General features: G+C 66.7%; 12 protein-coding genes and 3 pseudogenes. 11 read left to right on the forward strand and 4 right to left on the reverse strand.

Annotation, left to right across the window (positions count from 1 at the left end; translation table 11 throughout):
- Nucleotides 1–83: pseudogene (locus tag BST27_RS35080) on the reverse strand (hypothetical protein); the annotation flags it as partial.
- Between the two features lie 64 nt (nt 84–147).
- Here BST27_RS35080 and BST27_RS17750 point away from each other — a divergent pair.
- Nucleotides 148–1,575, forward strand: a pseudogene (locus BST27_RS17750) (polyketide synthase family protein); the annotation flags it as partial.
- On the opposite strand, the pseudogene BST27_RS17755 reads toward BST27_RS17750, so the two are convergent.
- The 3 genes and pseudogenes from BST27_RS17755 to BST27_RS17765 all read right to left on the reverse strand — a co-directional run.
- Nucleotides 1,545–4,451, reverse strand: a pseudogene (locus BST27_RS17755) (type I polyketide synthase); the annotation flags it as partial. The pseudogenes BST27_RS17750 and BST27_RS17755 sit on opposite strands and share 31 nt — an antisense overlap.
- Nucleotides 4,448–6,196, reverse strand: coding sequence for a long-chain-fatty-acid--AMP ligase FAAL26/FadD26 (gene fadD26, locus BST27_RS17760; RefSeq protein ID WP_069418882.1), 1,749 nt, complete (start codon nt 6,194–6,196; stop codon nt 4,448–4,450). The pseudogene BST27_RS17755 and the gene fadD26, both read right to left, overlap by 4 nt.
- A 685-nt stretch (nt 6,197–6,881) precedes the next feature.
- Complete coding sequence (locus BST27_RS17765; RefSeq protein WP_069418883.1) at nt 6,882–7,601, reverse strand: thioesterase II family protein; 720 nt, start codon at nt 7,599–7,601, stop codon at nt 6,882–6,884.
- A gap of 257 nt (nt 7,602–7,858) precedes the next feature.
- On the opposite strand from BST27_RS17765, the gene sepIVA reads away from it, so the two are divergent.
- From sepIVA to glnB, 10 genes are all read left to right on the forward strand, one after another.
- The gene (gene sepIVA, locus BST27_RS17770) at nt 7,859–8,596 is read left to right on the forward strand and encodes a cell division protein SepIVA (RefSeq protein ID WP_069418957.1); all 738 of its coding nucleotides are present in this window, start codon (nt 7,859–7,861) and stop codon (nt 8,594–8,596) included.
- Between the two features lie 35 nt (nt 8,597–8,631).
- Nucleotides 8,632–9,216: a YceD family protein gene (locus tag BST27_RS17775; RefSeq protein WP_069418884.1), complete on the forward strand. Its 585-nt coding sequence runs from the start codon at nt 8,632–8,634 to the stop codon at nt 9,214–9,216.
- Nucleotides 9,213–9,935 (forward strand): ribonuclease III, encoded by a 723-nt coding sequence (gene rnc, locus BST27_RS17780; protein ID WP_069418885.1) that lies wholly within the window; start codon nt 9,213–9,215, stop codon nt 9,933–9,935. Before BST27_RS17775 ends, rnc begins: the two co-directional genes overlap by 4 nt.
- Nucleotides 9,935–10,819 (forward strand): DNA-formamidopyrimidine glycosylase, encoded by an 885-nt coding sequence (gene mutM / locus BST27_RS17785; protein ID WP_069418886.1) that lies wholly within the window; start codon nt 9,935–9,937, stop codon nt 10,817–10,819. Before rnc ends, mutM begins: the two co-directional genes overlap by 1 nt.
- Nucleotides 10,820–10,959: 140 nt before the next feature.
- Nucleotides 10,960–11,376 (forward strand): OsmC family protein, encoded by a 417-nt coding sequence (locus BST27_RS17790; protein ID WP_069418887.1) that lies wholly within the window; start codon nt 10,960–10,962, stop codon nt 11,374–11,376.
- Nucleotides 11,360–11,650 carry an acylphosphatase gene (locus BST27_RS17795; protein WP_069418888.1) on the forward strand — a complete coding sequence of 97 codons (291 nt, stop codon included), beginning with the start codon at nt 11,360–11,362 and terminating at the stop codon, nt 11,648–11,650. Before BST27_RS17790 ends, BST27_RS17795 begins: the two co-directional genes overlap by 17 nt.
- 37 nt (nt 11,651–11,687) lie before the next feature.
- Entirely contained in the window at nt 11,688–15,287 is a 3,600-nt protein-coding gene (gene smc, locus BST27_RS17800) for a chromosome segregation protein SMC (protein WP_069418889.1), read from the forward strand.
- A gap of 16 nt (nt 15,288–15,303) precedes the next feature.
- Nucleotides 15,304–16,674, forward strand: coding sequence for a signal recognition particle-docking protein FtsY (gene ftsY / locus BST27_RS17805; RefSeq protein ID WP_069418890.1), 1,371 nt, complete (start codon nt 15,304–15,306; stop codon nt 16,672–16,674).
- Between the two features lie 174 nt (nt 16,675–16,848).
- Nucleotides 16,849–18,255 (forward strand): ammonium transporter, encoded by a 1,407-nt coding sequence (locus tag BST27_RS17810; RefSeq protein WP_069418891.1) that lies wholly within the window; start codon nt 16,849–16,851, stop codon nt 18,253–18,255.
- A gap of 2 nt (nt 18,256–18,257) precedes the next feature.
- Entirely contained in the window at nt 18,258–18,596 is a 339-nt protein-coding gene (glnB, locus tag BST27_RS17815) for a nitrogen regulatory protein P-II (RefSeq protein WP_036354580.1), read from the forward strand.
- Nucleotide 18,597 lies beyond the last annotated feature (1 nt).

An 18,597-nucleotide genomic window follows, 5' to 3' on the forward strand; every position in this document is an offset into this window, starting at 1 on the left:
AAAACTGCGGGAGACAACAACAGATTGACACCCGCGGCGATCGCCAACTGGGAATCCTGGGTCCGCAGACCCTGGCAACACACCCGACACTGGCTCACCACCAAGCGTCCGAACAGCGTCGCTGGATCGGCACCGCAGCGGGGAACACTGCTCGGCCAGCGCACCGACGTGGTGTCGAATCCGCCCTCGCACCTGTGGCAGGCGCGGCTGGGCCCAGACTCCAGGCCATACCCGGGCCGGCATCGGTTCCACGGCACAGAGGTGGTCCCGGCATCTGTCGTGTTGCACACGATGCTCTGTGCCGCAGCGGAATTAGGCTTCTCGGGGCTTTCCGACGTCCGGTTCGAGCAACCCGTTTTCCTCACCCAACCGCGGGTGGTGCAGGTCTTTGCCGACGGACAATCAATCAGCCTGGCCTCGAGCCCGGCTACCGATACGCCGCCGGACTCGTGGACGCGACACGCTGTCGCCCAGCTCGCATCGACCTCGACGGTGGCCGCGGGCTCGACCGACTCCGACATCGCATCCACTGGGCTCCCGAACGGTCACAGCGAACCGATCCCCGATGTGGCAGACCTGCTCGCATTGCGTGGCGTCGACGGCGTGGCCTTCCAGTGGTCCCTGGCTTCGTGGCGAACAACACCGAGCCTCACCACTCTGGCGGCCACGGTCGCGCTTCCCGATGCATTGCCCGACGGATCCGTCGGGCCACTGCTCGACGCCGCGGTCCTCGTCGGCGCTCTCGCTGACGTCAGTGATACGCGCTTGTACGTGCCGGCGAGCATCGCGCATGTGGCAGTGACCGACCTGGAGAGCGTCGGAGCGGCATCGCGAGGCTCACTGACGGTGCAGCGCAACACTTCCGACGCCGACGGCGTGACCGTCGACGTCACCGTCGCGCCTCGTGGTGGAGCACCGTTGGCGTCGATCCGGTCCCTGCGGTATCGCGCGTTGGACTTGGCTGACACCCAGCTGGCCCAAACATCAACCGATGCAAGGAAGTTCGTACACACCATCGATTGGCAGCCGCGGACAGATCCGGCCGGTGCGCAGGTCGACCCGGCGTCCGTTGTCGTGGTCGAGTCTGGCTTTGCACTGAACGAGGTGTCCGAGGCGCGCTATGTCGTGTACCGGGCTCCGGCACAGGCCGATTCACCACCCGAGACGGACGTGGAGTACGCGGTCCGGGTCGCCGCCGAAGTTACCGCCTTGGTGCGCGCGCTGGCGCAGCGGGATCCGCAGCAACCCGCGTCACTGTGGATCCTCACGCGCGAGGTCCACGAGTCGGTGTCGCCCGACGGCCTGCGGCAGAGCTTCCTGTGGGGATTGGCCGGCGTCATCGCCGCCGAGCACCCCGAATTGTGGGGCGGCTTGATTGATCTCGCGGCCGATGACGAATTGGACGAGGCGCTGCTGGGCGCGCCCAGCAAGTCGATCCTGGTGGTGCGGGACGGGGAGGTCCTCGCCCCCTCGCTGGCGCCGATCAGCGGCCCGCCTGCGCGGGCGCCGCTGCACTGCAGGCCCGACGCGGCCTATCTGATCACTGGCGGCCTGGGCGCCCTCGGTGTGTTGATGGCGGGCTGGCTGGTGGACCGCGGCGCCCGTCGGCTGGTGTTGAGGTTGGTGTGGAAGGTGATGGTGTCGTCGGTATCGCGTTGCAGCGTCCCGATGCTCGTGTACTTGGTCCCGTGCTGGGCGGTGTGCAGCGTGTCGATGATGGCCTGGGTCAGCAGCGGGTGGGCGCTGATCTCGATGAAGGTGTGGTGGGCGGTTTCGGCGCCGCCGGCCCGGGCGATCGCCTGCTGGAAATGGACCGGGTTGCGCATGTTGGTGGCCCAGTGCTCGGCGTCGAAGGTCGGGGTGCGGTCGAAGTCGTCATACGTGGTGGAGATGATCGGAATCGTCGGGTTGCACGGCGACAGATCCGCGAGTTCCGAACGCATCGCCGGCTGCAGCGCATCCATGGCCGGATTGTGCGGTGCCACTTCGATGTTGACGCGGCTGGCGAAGCGGTCCCGGGCGCGGACCCGGGCGATCAACTCGTCGATCTGCTCGGTGGGCCCGGAAATCACCGTCTGCCGGGGCGAGTTGTAGATCCCCAGCGTCACCTGCGGGTAGTCGGCGATCAGCGCCTCGGTGGCGGCCGCATCAAGCTCGAGCAGGGCCATGCCGCCCTTGCCGGACAGCGGCGCCATCAGCCGGGACCTGGTCGCGGTCACCCGCAACCCCTCCGCCGGGGTCAATGCCCCGGCCACCACGGCGGCAGCCACCTCGCCCATCGAGTGACCGATGACCAGATCGGGGTGTACCCCGTACGAACGCCACAACCCGGTCAGTGCGAGCTGCATGCCGATCAGGCCGAGCTGGATCTGCTCGATGCCGACCAGCTCCTTGCCGCCGGCCAGCACGTCGTAGAGCGAGAAGCCGGCCTCGGCGACGAAGATCGGATCCAGTTCATCGACCATGCCGGCGAAAGCAGGCTCGTCGGCAAGCAATTGACGGCCCATGCCGGGCCATTGCGATCCGCGGCCGGAGTAGACGAACACCGTGCCCGGCCCCGGTTCGCCGTCTCGCGGGCCCACCACGCCGGGCGCGTGTTGGCCGGCGGCCAGCGCTCGTAGTCCGGCGACGGCCTGCGCGCGGTCTCGCGCCACGACGGTGCCGAACAATGCCTGCCGCGACCGGTGGTGATTGACAGTGTGGGCGACGTCGGCAAGCTCCACGTCGGCGCCCGCCCCCTCCATCCAGTCGGCCAGTACGCCGGCCGTCGCGGCCACTCGTTGCCGTGTCTTGCCGGCAATCACCAGGGTGGACAGCGTGGCTGGCGCAGCCGGTTCCCGGTCTGGCTGGGTTGCCCCGAACGCCTCCTGACCCTGTTCGATCACCACGTGGGCGTTGGTACCGCCGAATCCGAACGACGACACACCGGCGCGCCTGGGGTGGCCGGTTTCTGGCCAATCCATCTGCGCGTCAACGACTTTCAAGCGCAAGTCATTGAACGGTATGTGCGGGTTGGGGCTCTGGAAGCGTTGGTTCGGCGGAATCTGGCCGCGCTGCACGGCCAGCACCGTCTTGATGAAGCCCGCAATTCCGGCCGCCGCTTCGGTGTGGCCGAGGTTGGTCTTGACGGCTCCGATGAGCAGGGGAGCGTCTTGTGGACGTCCCCGGCCCAGTACGGTGCCGAGGGCCCGGGCTTCGATCGGGTCGCCCAACAGGGTTCCGGTTCCGTGGGCTTCGACGTAGTCGACCTCGTTGGGTTGCATCCCCGCGTTGGTGTAGGCGGCGCGCAGTACGGCCATTTGGGCCGCGGGATTCGGCGCCATCAGCCCGTTGGATCGTCCGTCCTGGTTTACGGCCGACCCGCAGATGACCGCCAACACTCGATCGCCGTCGCGCTGGGCGTCGGTGAGGCGCTTGAGCACCACCACCCCGGCGCCCTCGCCGCGAACAAAACCGTCGGCCGCCGCGTCGAACGCGCGGCAAGCACCCGTCGGCGACAACGCGCCGACTTGGTCGAAGCCGCGAAAAACTGCGGGAGACAACAACAGATTGACACCCGCGGCGATCGCCAACTGGGAATCCTGGGTCCGCAGACTCTGGCAGGCCAGGTGGATGGCCACCAACGACGACGAGCACGCGGTGTCGACTGCCACCGAGGGACCGCGCAGGTCAAGGAAATACGACAGACGGTTGGCGATGATGCTCATCGCGCCACCGGTATTGCTCCAGCTGTCGACTTGCGACAGTTCGGTGGCCGCGATCGCGCCGTATTCGCTCAGGCAGGATCCGGCGAAGACCCCGGTCTGTGAGCGTCGCAGCGAGCTGGGCGGAATCCCCGCGTGCTCCAATGCTTCCCAGGCCACTTCCAACAGCAGGCGCTGCTGCGGGTCCATCTTGTCGGCTTCGCTGGCGGAGATCTCGAAGAACTCCGCGTCGAACGCGTCGATGTCGGACAGGAACGACCCCCACCGGGTGGTGCGAGCGAGTACCGCCGCTTCCTCCGGGGACCCGCCCTCGAACGGCTGCCAGCGCTCGGCCGGGACCTGCCCGATCGAGGAACGGCGTTCACACAGGAAATCCCACAACGCATCTGGACCGTTGATCCCGCCCGGGAAGCGGCACCCCATCCCAATGACGGCGATCGGCTCTTCGAGTGAGCTACGCGTCGGACGTTTCTGTGCGGCTTCGGATGCCGGATCCGGTTCGGGCGCCGTGAGGTAGGCGGCCAGGGCGTTGATCGTGGGGTGTTCCCAGAAGTCGATCGGAGACACGGGTTTGCCCAACAGCTCTGACAGCTCGCCGGACAGCACCACCGCGTCGCGGGAGCTGACACCGAGGTCGGCCAGTGACAGGCTGGGGTCGACCTCATCCGGCGTACAGCCGATGTTGGTCACCAAGTAGTCGATCAGCCAATGGCGAAGGTCAGCTTCGTCATTGATGCTGGCCGTCATACGCTCACGTCCAGGCGTTTGAACCCATCGCTTTGATAACGCTCGACGCAGGCTGAACGCCGGATCTTGCCGCTCGTGGTAATCGGGATGGAGCCGGGCGACACCAGCACCAAGTCGGCCACCCGCAGACTGTGTGACTTCGAAATCGCGTGCGTGACTTCCCGCTTCACCGTGCGGAGGGTGTGCTCGGTCTCTTCGGCCGAAGCGCCGCGCCGCTTCAGCTCGATGATGGCCACCAGTTGCTCGGTGATGTGATCGGGCACCGAGATCGCGGCCACCCGTCCGCCGGTGATCTCCTGGATCGTGGCCTCGATGTCGTCGGGGTAGTGGTTGCGCCCGTCCACGATGAGCAAGTCCTTGATGCGACCCATGATGAACAGCTCGCCGTTGGACATGACGCCGAGGTCACCGGTCCGCAGCCACGGGCCCTCGGGAGTGCCCGGCACCCGGTCGACCAGCTTCGCGTTGAAGACGCGTGCGGTCTGCTCGGGCTTGCGCCAGTAACCCATGGCCACATGGTCGCCGTGCACCCATATCTCACCGACGGTTCCCGGCGAGTTCTCCACCATGGTTTCCGGGTCGACGATGCGTACCGCCGACGGGTCGGGAGAGCCGTAGCTGATCAGCTCGGTACCGACCGTGCCTTCGGTGCACGGTCTGGCCTGACCGGCCGCCAGGTGCTCGTAGTCGAAACGGACCGTCCGGGGCGGAGTGCCAGGCTCGGGCGCCGCGACGTACAGGGTGGCTTCGGCCAAACCGTAAGAGGGGCGTACCACCGACGGGTTGAGGTTGAATTTGGCGAAGCGCTCCGTGAAACGCCGCACCGTCGCGGCATGAATCCGCTCGCTGCCGCTGACGATTCCCACCACGTCGCCGAGGTCGAGCCCCTCCATGTCCTCGTCGGACGTCCGGCGCACCGCCAATTCGAAAGCGAAATTCGGTGCTGCGGAAAAGCTCGATCCGGTGGTGGCCAATAGTTGCATCCAGCACGCCGGACGGCGCAGGAACGACATCGGGCTCAGCAACACCGCGCGTCGTCCGGCCACCATGGGCGCACAGATGCCGAGGATCAAACCCATGTCGTGGAACAGCGGCAGCCACGAGACCACGGACCCGTCCGGGATCTTTGCGAGATCGCCGAAGTACCCGTACAGGCTCTGCGTCACATTGGCGAGCACGTTCTTGTGCGAAACAATCACACCGGCCGGTGTACGCGTCGAACCCGACGTGTACTGCAGATAAGCCGCCCCGGATGACAGTTTCGGCAACTCGGCCGACTGAGGTGGTGCGTCCAAGTCGAGCAGGTCGACTTCAATGACGGTCGGGGCCGGCTGTCCGTTCTGCGCGCACGCATACTTTGTTACGTCGCCGACCACAGATGACGTCGTGAGAATGGCAACCGGTGTGGAATCACGCAGTACCGCCGAAACGCGATCGTCGTGAATACCGTATTGCGGAGTGGAGAGCGGGACCGCAATGAACCCGGCTTGCAGCGCCCCGAGAAATGAAACGATGTATTCCAGGCCCTGCGGCGCCAAAATCGCCACCCGGTCGCCGGGAACGCCGCAGAGTTTGAGTTCTTCGGCGATGATGCAGGCGCGACCGTAGACCTGCGCCCAGGTCAGGCTCTCAGCAAAGCCATCAGGGTCGATACCGTAGTCGAGGAAGGTGAACGCGGTGGTGTCGGCCTGCTGCTCAGCCCGTCGCTTCAGCAAAGCGGGAATGGATGAGTCGGTCACCGGCATCGCGCTGTACTCCCCTTCGGTTGGTGCAGGGTTGTGCTGAGGTGTACACCTGGTGGACCGCCCGTCTCATCGCCGGCAGGGCTTCCAATCACTGCGAAGCTGCCGGTCTGAGCTGACCAGACTGTTCTGCCGGTTCCGGAGGTGCTTCAGGCGAAACACCTCGTCGTGCCGCCAGATGACCGCCCCTAGACTAACCCCGTTTCCCCTTATAAGTAGTCCGTGTAATAAAGGAAATCATTTACTGCGCCGGAAGGGTGCAGTATTGACAGAATCCACATCCTTCCCACAGCCGCCGACAATGCGATGCCGCGATGTGTCGGTGGGTGGGAGCCGGGTCTTGGCGCTTTTACCAGGCATTTCGTCGCATTCTTCCGTAATTGGTGTGTTCCGTGGTGCCGCAGTGACAGGTGATTCCCAGGGTGCCCGTGAGGCACATTTCTGGGACGCTGGTGCCAGCTGTTTGGCACTGGCGTCCCGTTGTGATCAGGCTAACACTGGCCACCGACAAGCAGGTCGGGCCTGCCCGGGAAGGGGCCTAGCGAACATTTTGCTGCCCACGTCGCGCCGCCTCGCGGGTGATTCCCCGCCCCTCTGGGTGCAGCCGACCGAGACAGGTTGGGCGGCCAGGACCCCGCTTGCCGCCAGGCGGCCTCAGGTCGGCGCCTCGCCACCTGGCTAACTCGTGTCATGGGTGCGGGAGGATGCGGTCCTCGATTTCTCCTACCAGTTCCGGCAAATGGTTGTTGAGATAAAAGTGGTCGCCGGGGAACTCGCGGAGCGAGAACTCGGCCGTCGTCCGGTCGCGCCACGGCTCCATGTCGTCGCGGCCGGCAATCCAGTCCTTGTCGCCGATGAAGGCATAGATCGGACAGGTCAGCTTGGTTTCCGGCGGGCAGGTGTAGCCGGCGATCGCGCGCACGGCCCGTAGCGTCGGCAGGATTCCCACCCGGAACTCTTCGTCGGCGAAGAAGTCTGGGCTGGTCCCGGTCATGCGGGCGACCAAGTCCAGCATTTCGTCATCGGTGAAGCCTTTTAATTGCTTGTACTTTACGTACCCCGGCGCCGAACAGGCCGACACAAAAAGTCCCAAATTGCGGTGTCCCGCGGCCTGAAATCTCAGCGCCACTTCGAAAGCGACCGTTCCGCCCATGCTGTGTCCGAAAAACGCGACGGGAACGTCCCGCCGCGCGGTGGGCTTCATCATCGCAAAGATATCGTCGGCAAGGCCGGGGATGCTTTCCAGCGGCGGCAATCCGGAGCGTTCGCTTTGGCCGGGATATTGCACCGCGACACGCTTTACATCGCCAGAGAACTCGCGAGAAAACTGCACATAATCTTTCGCCGTTCCGCCGGCGTGGGGAAAGATATACAGCGTCGGCGCAGTCACGTTTCCATCGCTAGTCATCGGTATTCAATCGGTATTCAATCGCTATCGCGGTTGTTCGAGCTCCGGTGCACCGAGCCACCATACCTGGGGTACGCGGCAGCCAACGCCGGCAACGGCCCGGCCAGGGGGCGATACGCTGTAGGCAAAGTGATCTGCGGGTGCTTGTGCCTGCTGAAATACAAAAACAAGAGCCGACACACCGGCGTCGCCACCGCCGTCACAGTCGTAACACCAGGCACACTGGTAACAACAAACGATGCCAGGAGGGTATGGCCGTGTACCGAGTCTTTGAAGCGCTGGACGAGCTGAGTGCGATCGTCGAAGAAGCCCGCGGCGTGCCCATGACGGCGGGCTGTGTGGTGCCCCGGGGTGATGTGCTGGAGTTGATCGACGACATCAAAGACGCGATCCCGGGCGAGTTGGACGACGCCCAGGACGTTCTTGACGCTCGCGACTCGATGCTGCATGACGCCAAGACCCACGCCGACCAAATGGTGTCGTCGGCGACCACCGAGGCGGATTCGATCCTCAACCACGCCCGCGCGGAGGCTGACCGGCTGCTTTCGGACGCGAAGGCTCAGGCGGACCGCATGGTCAGTGAGGCGCGCCAGCACAGCGAGCGCATGGTCGCCGATGCCCGCGAGGAGGCGCTTCGCCTCGCCGCCTCGGCCAAGCGGGAGTACGAGGCCAGCGTCAGCCGGGCGCAGTCCGAATGCGACCGGCTGATCGAGAACGGCAACATCTCCTACGAGAAGGCAGTTCAAGAGGGCATCAAGGAACAACAGCGCCTGGTGTCGCAAAACGAGGTGGTGCAGGCGGCAAACGCAGAAGCCACGCGGCTCATCGACACTGCGCACGCCGAGGCCGACCGGCTGCGTGGCGAGTGCGACATCTACGTCGACAACAAGCTCGCCGAGTTCGAAGAATTCCTCAACGGCACGCTTCGTTCCGTCGGCCGCGGCCGCCACCAGTTGCGCACCGCCGCCGGCACCCACGACTACGTGACGCGATAGTCCGATCCCTGGCCGCCGCGCCGTAGGATTTCCCTATGGCGAGGCAACACAGCCAGACAACACATCGACACCCAACCCGGCACCTGGCGATCGACGTCGCACGATTGGGGCGCCGCCCAGGAGCGATGTTCACGGTGCACGACACCGTGGACAGCCCCGCACGCATCGGCGTCGAACTGATCGCGATCCAACGGGGTGCCCCGCTGGAGCGAGACCTGCGGGTGGAGTCGGTCTCCGAGGGCGTCCTGGTGACCGGGACGGTCGCAGCACCCACTGCCGGTGAGTGCAGCCGCTGCCTGAATCCCATCGAGGGACACGTGCGGGTGACGTTGACCGAGCTGTTCGCCTACCCGGACAGCCTGACCGAGCGGACCACCGAAGACGACGAGGTCGGGCACGTCGTGGACCAAACCGTGGACCTGGAACAACCCATCATCGACGCCGTCGGCCTCGAACTGCCGTTTTCGCCGGTGTGCCGACCGGATTGCCAGGGGCTGTGCCCACAGTGCGGCATCGCGCTCGACACCGAACCAGGCCATCAGCATGACCAGATCGACCCCAGGTGGGCCAAGCTGGCCCAAATGATCGAACCCGAGGGCCCCGAGCGGGGTGGCCGGTGACCCGGCCACGCCAGCCCCTGCTGGATGCCCTCGGTGTCGATCTGCCCGACGAGTTGCTCTCGCTGGCGTTGACGCACCGCAGCTACGCGTACGAAAACGGCGGGTTGCCCACCAACGAACGGTTGGAGTTCCTCGGCGACGCCGTGCTGGGTCTGACGATCACCGACACGCTCTATCACCGCCATCCCGACCGCAGCGAAGGTGACCTGGCCAAACTGCGGGCCAGCATCGTCAACACCCAGGCGTTGGCCGATGTGGCGCGCCACCTCTCCGATGAGGGGCTCGGCGCGCACATGCTGCTGGGGCGCGGCGAGGCGAACACCGGCGGCGCGGACAAGTCCAGCATCCTGGCGGACGGGATGGAATCGCTGCTCGGGGCCATCTACCTGCAACACGGCATCGATGTCGCCCGCGAGGTCATCCTGCGGTTGTTCGGGCCGCTGCTCGACACCGCGCCAACGCTCGGCGCGGGTCTGGACTGGAAGACCAGCCTGCAGGAGCTGACCGCGGCGCGTGGCCTGGGCTCCCCGTCCTACGTGGTCACCTCCACCGGGCCGGACCACGACAAGGAGTTCACGGCGGTCGTCGTCGTGATGGAAACCGAATACGGCTCGGGGATGGGCCGCTCCAAGAAGGAAGCGGAGCAGAAGGCCGCGTCCGCGGCGTACAAGGCGCTGGAAGCGCTGGAAACCGTGGACGTGCTGGACAGCGCGGGGTAATGCCCGAACTGCCCGAAGTCGAGGTGGTGCGGCGCGGCTTACAAGCTCATGTGGTGGGCAAGACGATCACCGCGGTGCGGGTGCACCACCCCCGCGCGGTTCGTCGCCATGAGGCCGGTCCCGCCGATCTGACGGCGCGCCTGCTGGACGCGCGGATCACCGGGACGGATCGCCGTGGCAAGTACCTGTGGTTGACGTTGGACACCGGCGACGACGGGCATTCGGCCGACGATCCAGACACCGCCCTGGTCGTCCACCTGGGTATGAGCGGGCAGATGTTGCTCGGGGTGGTCCCGCGGGCCGACCACGTACGGATCTCGGCTTTGCTCGACGACGGGACCGTGCTGAGCTTCGCCGACCAACGGACCTTTGGGGGATGGCTGCTCGCCGATTTGGTGACGGTTGACGGCAGCGTGGTGCCCGAACCCGTCGCCCACTTGGCGCGGGATCCGCTCGATCCGCGATTCGACGCCGATGCGGTGGTAAACGTGTTGCGGCGCAAGCACTCTGAGATCAAACGCCAACTTCTCGACCAACAGGTGGTGTCGGGAATCGGCAACATCTACGCCGACGAAGCGCTGTGGCGCGCCAAGGTGAACGGCGCGCGGGTTGCCGCCACGCTCACCAGACGGCAACTGAGCACCGTGCTGGACGCCGCCGCGCAGGTCATGCGCGAAGCCTTGGCGCAGGGCGGTACGTCGTTCGATTCGTTGTACGTCAACGTCAACGGCGAGTCGGGTTACTTCGACCGGTCACTGGACGCCTACGGCCGCGAGGGTGAGAACTGCCGTCGGTGTGGAGCGGTGATGCGTCGCGAGAAGTTCATGAACCGCTCGTCGTTCTACTGTCCCAAGTGCCAGCCGAGGCCACGCCCGCGGCGGTGAATTTCTTGGCGGCCGCGGCTCTCGCCGCCGAGGGCGCGCATTGGGTACGGGTTTTCACCCCAAAACCCGGCACTTTGGGCACGCTCGCGCGCTTGGGCGGGCCTTCTCGCCGGCGAATGGGCGCAAGGTAAAAAGAAGCCATGACGGAACTGTGGGTCGAACGTACCGGCACCCGCCGCTACACCGGGCACAGCTCGCGGGGCGCGCAGGTGCTCGTGGGCTCTGAGGACGTCGAGGGCGTGTTTACCCCCGGCGAGCTGCTCAAGATCGCGCTCGCCGCGTGTAGCGGGATGGCCAGTGACCAGCCGTTGGCCCGCCGGCTCGGCGACGACTACCAGGCCGTCGTCAAAGTCTCCGGTGCCGCCGACCGCGAACAGGAGATCTATCCGCTGCTGCAGGAAACCCTTGAGCTCGACCTGTCCGGCTTGTCCGAGGCCGAGAAGGCGCGGTTGGTCACGGTCGCCGAGCGGGCCATCGACCTGGTGTGCACCGTCGGAAGAACGCTGAAATCCGGTACCAAGGTCACATTCGAGGTCGCCGATGTCTCAACAGCGTGAGCCGGACGTGCGGCTGACCGCGTGGGTGCACGGTCACGTCCAGGGAGTGGGTTTCCGCTGGTGGACGCGTTGTCGGGCACTGGAGCTGGGTTTGACGGGGTATGCCGCGAACCGAGACGACGGCCGCGTGCTCGTGGTGGCTCATGGGTCACGCGAGGCCGGCGAGAAGCTCCTCCAGCTGCTCGAGGGCGGTGGGACGCCGGGCCGGGTGGACAAGGTGGTCGCCGACTGGTCGGAGCCGACCGAGCAGTTCACCGGATTCGTCGAGCGCTAGCGGGCGGTCCAGTGCAAGACCGGTAGTCTGGCGGGTCGTGTACCTCAAGAGTCTGACGCTGAAGGGCTTCAAGTCCTTCGCCGCACCGACGACTCTGCGGTTCGAGCCGGGCATCACGGCCGTGGTCGGGCCCAACGGTTCCGGCAAGTCCAACGTCGTCGACGCGCTCGCGTGGGTGATGGGGGAGCAGGGGGCGAAGACGCTGCGCGGCGGCAAGATGGAGGACGTCATCTTCGCCGGCACCTCGTCACGCGCCCCGCTGGGCAGGGCCGAGGTCACCGTCACCATCGACAACTCCGACAACGCGCTGCCCATCGAATACTCCGAGGTGTCGATCACCCGCCGGATGTTCCGCGACGGCGCCAGCGAATACGAAATCAACGGCAGCAGTTGTCGTTTGATGGACGTCCAGGAGCTGTTGAGCGACTCGGGCATCGGCCGCGAGATGCACGTGATCGTCGGGCAGGGCAAGTTGGACGAGATCCTGCAGTCTCGCCCGGAGGATCGCCGCGCCTTCATCGAAGAGGCCGCCGGCGTCCTGAAACACCGCAAGCGCAAAGAGAAGGCGCTGCGCAAGCTCGACGCGATGCAGGCGAACTTGGCCCGGCTGACCGACCTGACCACCGAGCTGCGTCGGCAACTCAAGCCGCTGGGCCGGCAAGCCGAGGTGGCCCGTCGCGCCCAGACCATCCAGGCGGACCTGCGTGACGCGCGACTGCGGTTGGCCGCCGACGACCTGGTGAGCCGGACGGCGGAACGCGAGGCGATCTACGAGGCCGAGGCCATGATGCGCCGCGAGCATGAGGAGGCGACGGCCCGCCTGGCGGTGGCGTCCGAGGAGCTGGCCGCGCACGAAGCCGCGCTGGCCGACCTCTCCCAACGGGCAGAAGCGGTGCAGCACACCTGGTTCGGCCTGTCGGCCCTGGCCGAGCGGGTGGCCGCCACGGTGCGCATCGCCAACGAGCGGGCCCAACATCTCGACGTGGCGCCGGTGACGACCAGCGACACTGACCCCGACGCGCTGGAAGCCGAAGCAGACCAAGTGGCCGCCGCCGAACAAAAGCTGGTGGCCGAACTGGCCGAAGCCCGCGGCCGACTCGACGCCGCGCGTGCGGAGTTGGCCGAGCGGGAGCGGGAGGCCGTCGAGGCCGACCGCGCTCACCTCGCGGCGGTTCGCGCCGAGGCCGACCGACGTGAGGGCCTAGCGCGGTTGACGGGTCAGGTCGAGACCATGCGGGCGCGCGTCGAATCGATCGATGACACGGTGGCGCGGCTGTCCGAACGGATCGAACAAGCCGCCGCGCGCGCAGAGCAGGCCCGCGCCGAGTTCGAGAAAGTGCAGGGCAAGGTCGGGGAACTCGATCAGGGTGAGGTCGGCCTCGACGAGCAGCACGAGCGGACGATGGCCGCGGTGCGACAGGCCGACGAACGCGTTGCCGAACTGCAGGCAGCCGAACGCGGCGCCGAACGCGAGGTCGCCTCCCTGCGGGCCCGCATCGACGCGCTCTCGGTCAGCTTGGAGCGCAAGGACGGTGCCGCGTGGCTCACCCGAAACCATGGCGGCGCAGGGTTTTTCGGATCGGTCGCCCAGCTGGTCAAAGTCCGCTCGGGCTACGAGACGGCACTGGCCGCGGTGCTGGGGTCGGCCGCCGACGCTTTGGCCGCTGAAAACCCCGACGCCGCACACCAGGCCGTGACCGCGCTCAAACAAGCCGACGGAGGTCGCGCGGCCTTGGTCCTGGGAGACTGGCCCGCCCCCGGCGAACGCCCGCGATTCTCCCTTCCCGGTGGGGCGCTATGGGCGTTGGACCTGGTGGAGGTGCCGCCTCGGTTGCGGGGAGCGATCACTGCGATGCTGTCCGACGTCGCGGTGGTCCGGGAATTGGCCCAAGCGCTGGACCTGGTGAGTTCGCATCCCAATTTGCGCGCCGTCACCGTGGACGGTGACCTGGTGGGGCCCGGCTGGGTCAGCGGCGGGTCCGACCGCAAGCTGTCCACGCTAGAGATCACCTCCGAGATCGACCGCGCCCGCGCCGAATTGACCCAAGCCGAGCAGCGGGTCGAAGAATTGAGCGCGGCCTTGGCCGGTGCACTGGCCGAGCAATCCGCGCGGCATGACTCCGCCGAACAGGCGTTGGCGGCACTGAACGAGTCCGACACCGCGATCTCGGCGATGTACGAGCAGCTCGGACGTCTCGGCCAGGAAGCGCGGTCGGCAGAGAACGAGCTGGCCCAGCTGATCCGGCAACGTGAGGAGCTGGAGTCCGGACGCGCGCGGACCGTCGAAGAGGTCTCCGAACTCGAGGCCCGGTTGCGCAACGCGCAGGAGACCCAACACGTGGAGACCGCCGAGCCGGTCGACCGACAGGCGATCGCGGCCGCCGCCGAGAGTGCTCGCAGCGTCGAAGTGGAGGCGCGTCTGGCGGTTCGGACGGCCGAGGAACGCGTCAACGCCGTGCGCGGACGGGCCGATTCGCTGCGCCGCGCGGCCGCCGCCGAGCGGGAGGCGCGGGTGCGCGCCGAACAGGCGCGAGCAGCCCGCCTCCGCGCGGCCGCGGTGGCCGCGGCGGTCGCGGATTCCGGGCGTCTGCTGGCGGGCCGGCTGAGCGGCGTGGTCGACGCGGCCTCACGCCTGCGGGACCAGCTGGCCGCCGAACGCCACGAGCGGTCCGCCGCGATGTCCGCGGTCCGCGAAGAGACGAACACGCTGAGCGCTCGGGTGGCCGCCCTCAACGATTCGCTGCACCGCGACGAGGTAGCCAACGCCCAGGCGGCCATGCGCATCGAGCAGCTCGAGCAGATGGTGCTGGAACAGTTCGGCATGGCACCGGCCGACCTCATCGCCGAATACGGTCCCGACGTGCCGCTGCCGCCGACCGAGCAAGAGATGGCCGAGTTCGAGCAGGCCCGTGAGCGTGGCGAGCAGGTGGTCGCACCCGCCCCGATGCCCTTCGATCGCCCCACCCAGGAGCGCCGGGCCAAACGGGCCGAACGCGAGCTCAGCGAGCTGGGCCGGGTCAATCCGCTGGCCCTGGAGGAGTTTGCTGCACTGGAGGAGCGCTACAACTTTCTGGCGACCCAACTCGAGGACGTGAAGGCCGCCCGTAAGGATCTGCTGGATGTCGTCGCCGAGGTCGACGCCCGCATCCTGCAGGTGTTCAGCGACGCCTTCACCGATGTCGAACGCGAATTCCGGGAAGTTTTCACGGTGTTGTTCCCGGGTGGCGAAGGACGGCTGCGGTTGACCCAGCCCGACGACATGCTCACCACGGGCATCGAAGTCGAGGCCCGGCCGCCGGGCAAGAAGGTCACCCGGCTGTCTTTGCTGTCGGGTGGGGAAAAGGCGCTGACGGCGGTCGCGATGCTGGTGGCCATCTTCCGCGCCCGGCCATCGCCGTTCTACATCATGGACGAAGTCGAAGCCGCGTTGGACGACGTCAACCTCCGTCGGCTCATCGGGCTGTTCGAATTGCTGCGCGACCAGTCGCAGCTGATCATCATCACCCACCAGAAGCCGACGATGGAGGTCGCCGACGCGCTGTACGGCGTCACCATGCAGGGTGACGGCATCACGACGGTGATTTCCCAGCGGATCCGCGGACAGCAGGTCGATCGGCTGGTCTCGAGCTCCTCCTAACCGGGAAGGATTGTCAGTGTCCGAAGGTCTGTGGATCGCCATCGCGGTGGTCGCCGCCCTGGTCATCATCACCGCGCTGGTCTTTGGGCTGGTGCGTTACCGTCGGCGCCAAATCAGGCTGTCCGGCCCTCCCGAGACGGGCGCCATCGACCGCTCCGGCGGGTACAAGGCGTCGTCCGGCATCACGTTCAGCCGGACTACGACCCTGGAACCGGAAGACCGCATCGACACCAGCGGTCTGCCCGCCGTCGGCGATGACGCCACCATCCCGAGAGATGCACCCAGACGGACCATCTCCGACGTGCACCTGCCCGACCTCGTGCCCGAGGCGCCACCGGAGGCACCAGAGGCGCCGGAGGCCCCCGCAGAGCCCGAGGTGGCAGCGGCGCCGCCAGCAGCGCCCGCGCCTCCCGAAGCGCCGGCGCCACCCGAGGCACCCGCGCCGCCCGCAATAGAGGCGATCGAACCGCCCGAGGGCAGGCTGGAACGGCTGCGCGGCCGGTTGGCCAGATCGCAGAACGCGCTCGGCCGCAGCATGCTCGGCCTCATCGGCGGCGGCGACCTGGACGAGGACTCCTGGCAGGACGTCGAGGACACGCTGTTGGTCGCCGACCTGGGTCCGGTGGTCACCGAAGCCGTGGTGACGCAACTGCGCAGCCGGTTGGCCGCCGCCAACGTCCGCACCGAAGCCGATGCCCGAGCGGTGCTGCGCGACGTGCTGATCAAGGAACTGCAACCCGGCATGGACCGCTCGATCCGCGCCTTGCCGCACGACGACCACCCGTCAGTGCTGCTGGTGGTGGGTGTCAACGGCACCGGGAAGACCACCACCGTTGGCAAACTGGCCCGAGTCCTGGTGGCCGACGGCCGGCGTGTGGTGCTCGGGGCGGCTGACACCTTCCGCGCTGCGGCGGCCGACCAACTGGAGACCTGGGCGTCACGGGTAGGCGCTGAGGTGGTGCGCGGGCCCGAGGGGGCCGATCCGGCGTCGGTCGCTTTTGACGCCGTCGACAAGGGCATCAAGACGGGAGCCGACGTCGTGCTCATCGACACCGCCGGGCGGTTACACACGAAGGTCGGGCTGATGGACGAGCTCGGCAAGGTCAAACGCGTGGTGACCCGACGTGCCGCGGTCGATGAGGTGCTGCTCGTACTCGACGCCACGATCGGCCAAAACGGCTTGGCCCAGGCCAAGGTGTTCGCCGAGGTCGTCGACATCACCGGCGCGGTGCTGACCAAGTTGGACGGAACTGCCAAGGGGGGCATCGTCTTCCGCGTCCAACAGGAACTCGGGGTTCCGGTGAAGCTGGTGGGATTGGGCGAAGGCCCCGATGATCTGGCCCCGTTCGAGCCGGCGGCTTTCGTCGACGCCCTGCTCGGAGCCTAGGTACACACCCGGTTTCACGCCGGGGTATTCCCAGGTCTTACACAGCAGCTTTTACGTTAATTTCCACGAAACATCGCTGCCCCATTCGCGCAACAACTTATGCGCAAGGTTCTGGATCAGGTCACCAGTCATCCATCCTGGGGCCCTCCCGACGCTGACTGGAGGTGAAAGCGAGTGAGTTTCCCGATCCTGGGCCAGCCCGATACGGGCGATACTGCCTGGTTGCTGGCGAGTTCTGCCCTTGTGTTGTTGATGACGCCGGGCCTGGCGTTTTTCTACGGCGGCATGGTGCGGACGCGAAGTGTGCTCAACATGATCATGATGAGCATCAGCGCCATGGGCGTGGTGACAGTGCTGTGGGTGCTTTACGGCTACTCAATAGCATTCGGCGACGACAAGGCCAATCTCTTTGGCGACCCGACCCAGTTCTTCGGGCTCAAGGGCCTCATCGGCGGTGACTCCGCGAAGGCGGAAGGCGCCACCGCGGCGACGGACATCCCGTTGGTCGGCACCCTGCCCGCCACCGTGTTCGTCGCCTTCCAGCTGATGTTCGCGATCATCACCGTCGCGCTGATCTCGGGCTCGGTGGCCGACAGGCTCAAGTTCAGCGCCTGGTTGGCGTTCTCGGCACTGTGGGCGACGTTCGTCTACTTCCCGATCGCGCACTGGGTCTTTGCCGCTGACGGCTCGGTCGCCGAACACGGCGGCTGGATCAACAACAAGATCCACGCGATCGACTTCGCCGGCGGAACGGCGGTCCACATCAACGCCGGTACGGCGGGCCTGGTGCTGGCGATCGTGCTGGGTAAGCGCAGTGGCTGGCCCACCACGCTGTTCCGTCCGCACAATCTGCCGTTCGTGATGCTCGGTGCCGGCCTGCTGTGGTTCGGCTGGTACGGCTTCAACGCCGGTTCGGCGGCGACCTCCAACGGCGTCGCGGGATCGACGTTCGTGACCACCACGGTTGCCACCGCCGCAGCGATGCTCGCCTGGCTGGTCACCGAGCGCATCCGCGACGGACACGCCACCACGCTGGGTGCGGCGTCGGGCATCGTGGCAGGTCTGGTCGCCATCACCCCGTCGTGTTCCTCGGTGAACGTGCTGGGCGCGTTGGGGATCGGCGCGGTGGCCGGCGTTTTGTGCGCGCTCGCGGTGGGGCTGAAGTTCAAGCTCGGCTTCGACGACTCGCTGGACGTGGTCGGGGTGCACCTGGTCGGTGGTCTGGTTGGCACGCTGCTGGTAGGCATCCTCGCCGCGCCGGAGGCGCCGGCCGGTGCCAAGGGCCTGTTCTACGGCGGCGGCTGGAGTCAGCTCGGCAAGCAGGCGATCGGGGCGTTCAGTGTCATGGCCTACTGCGCCGTGGCCACGTTTATCCTGGCCCTTATCCTGAAGTACACAATCGGGCTGCGTCTCGGGGCTGAGCAAGAGGCCGCGGGGATCGACGAGTCGGAGCACGCTGAAAGCGGTTACGACTTCGCGGTCGCCAGTGGCTCGGTACTTCCACGAGCGTCTTTGCCGCCGAGTAGCGTCAACGGCTTGGAAGAGCGGGAGCGAGTGGGCGAGAAAGTAGAGGCGGAATAGAAATGAAGCTGATCACCGCGATCGTGAAGCCGTTCACCCTTGATGACGTCAAGACCAGCCTCGAAGACGCCGGAGTCTTGGGGATGACTGTCAGCGAAATCCAGGGCTACGGTCGGCAGAAGGGTCACACGGAGGTCTACCGGGGTGCTGAATACTCGGTCGACTTCGTGCCGAAGGTTCGCATCGAGGTCGTTGTCGACGACTCCATCGTCGACAAGGTCGTGGACAGCATCGTCCGGGCCGCGCGTACGGGCAAGATCGGTGACGGCAAGGTGTGGGTCAGCCCGGTCGACACCATCGTCCGGGTGCGCACCGGTGAACGCGGACCTGACGCGCTGTGAC

Source organism: Mycobacterium intermedium (assembly GCF_002086275.1).
Classification (GTDB): Bacteria; Actinomycetota; Actinomycetes; order Mycobacteriales; family Mycobacteriaceae; genus Mycobacterium; species Mycobacterium intermedium.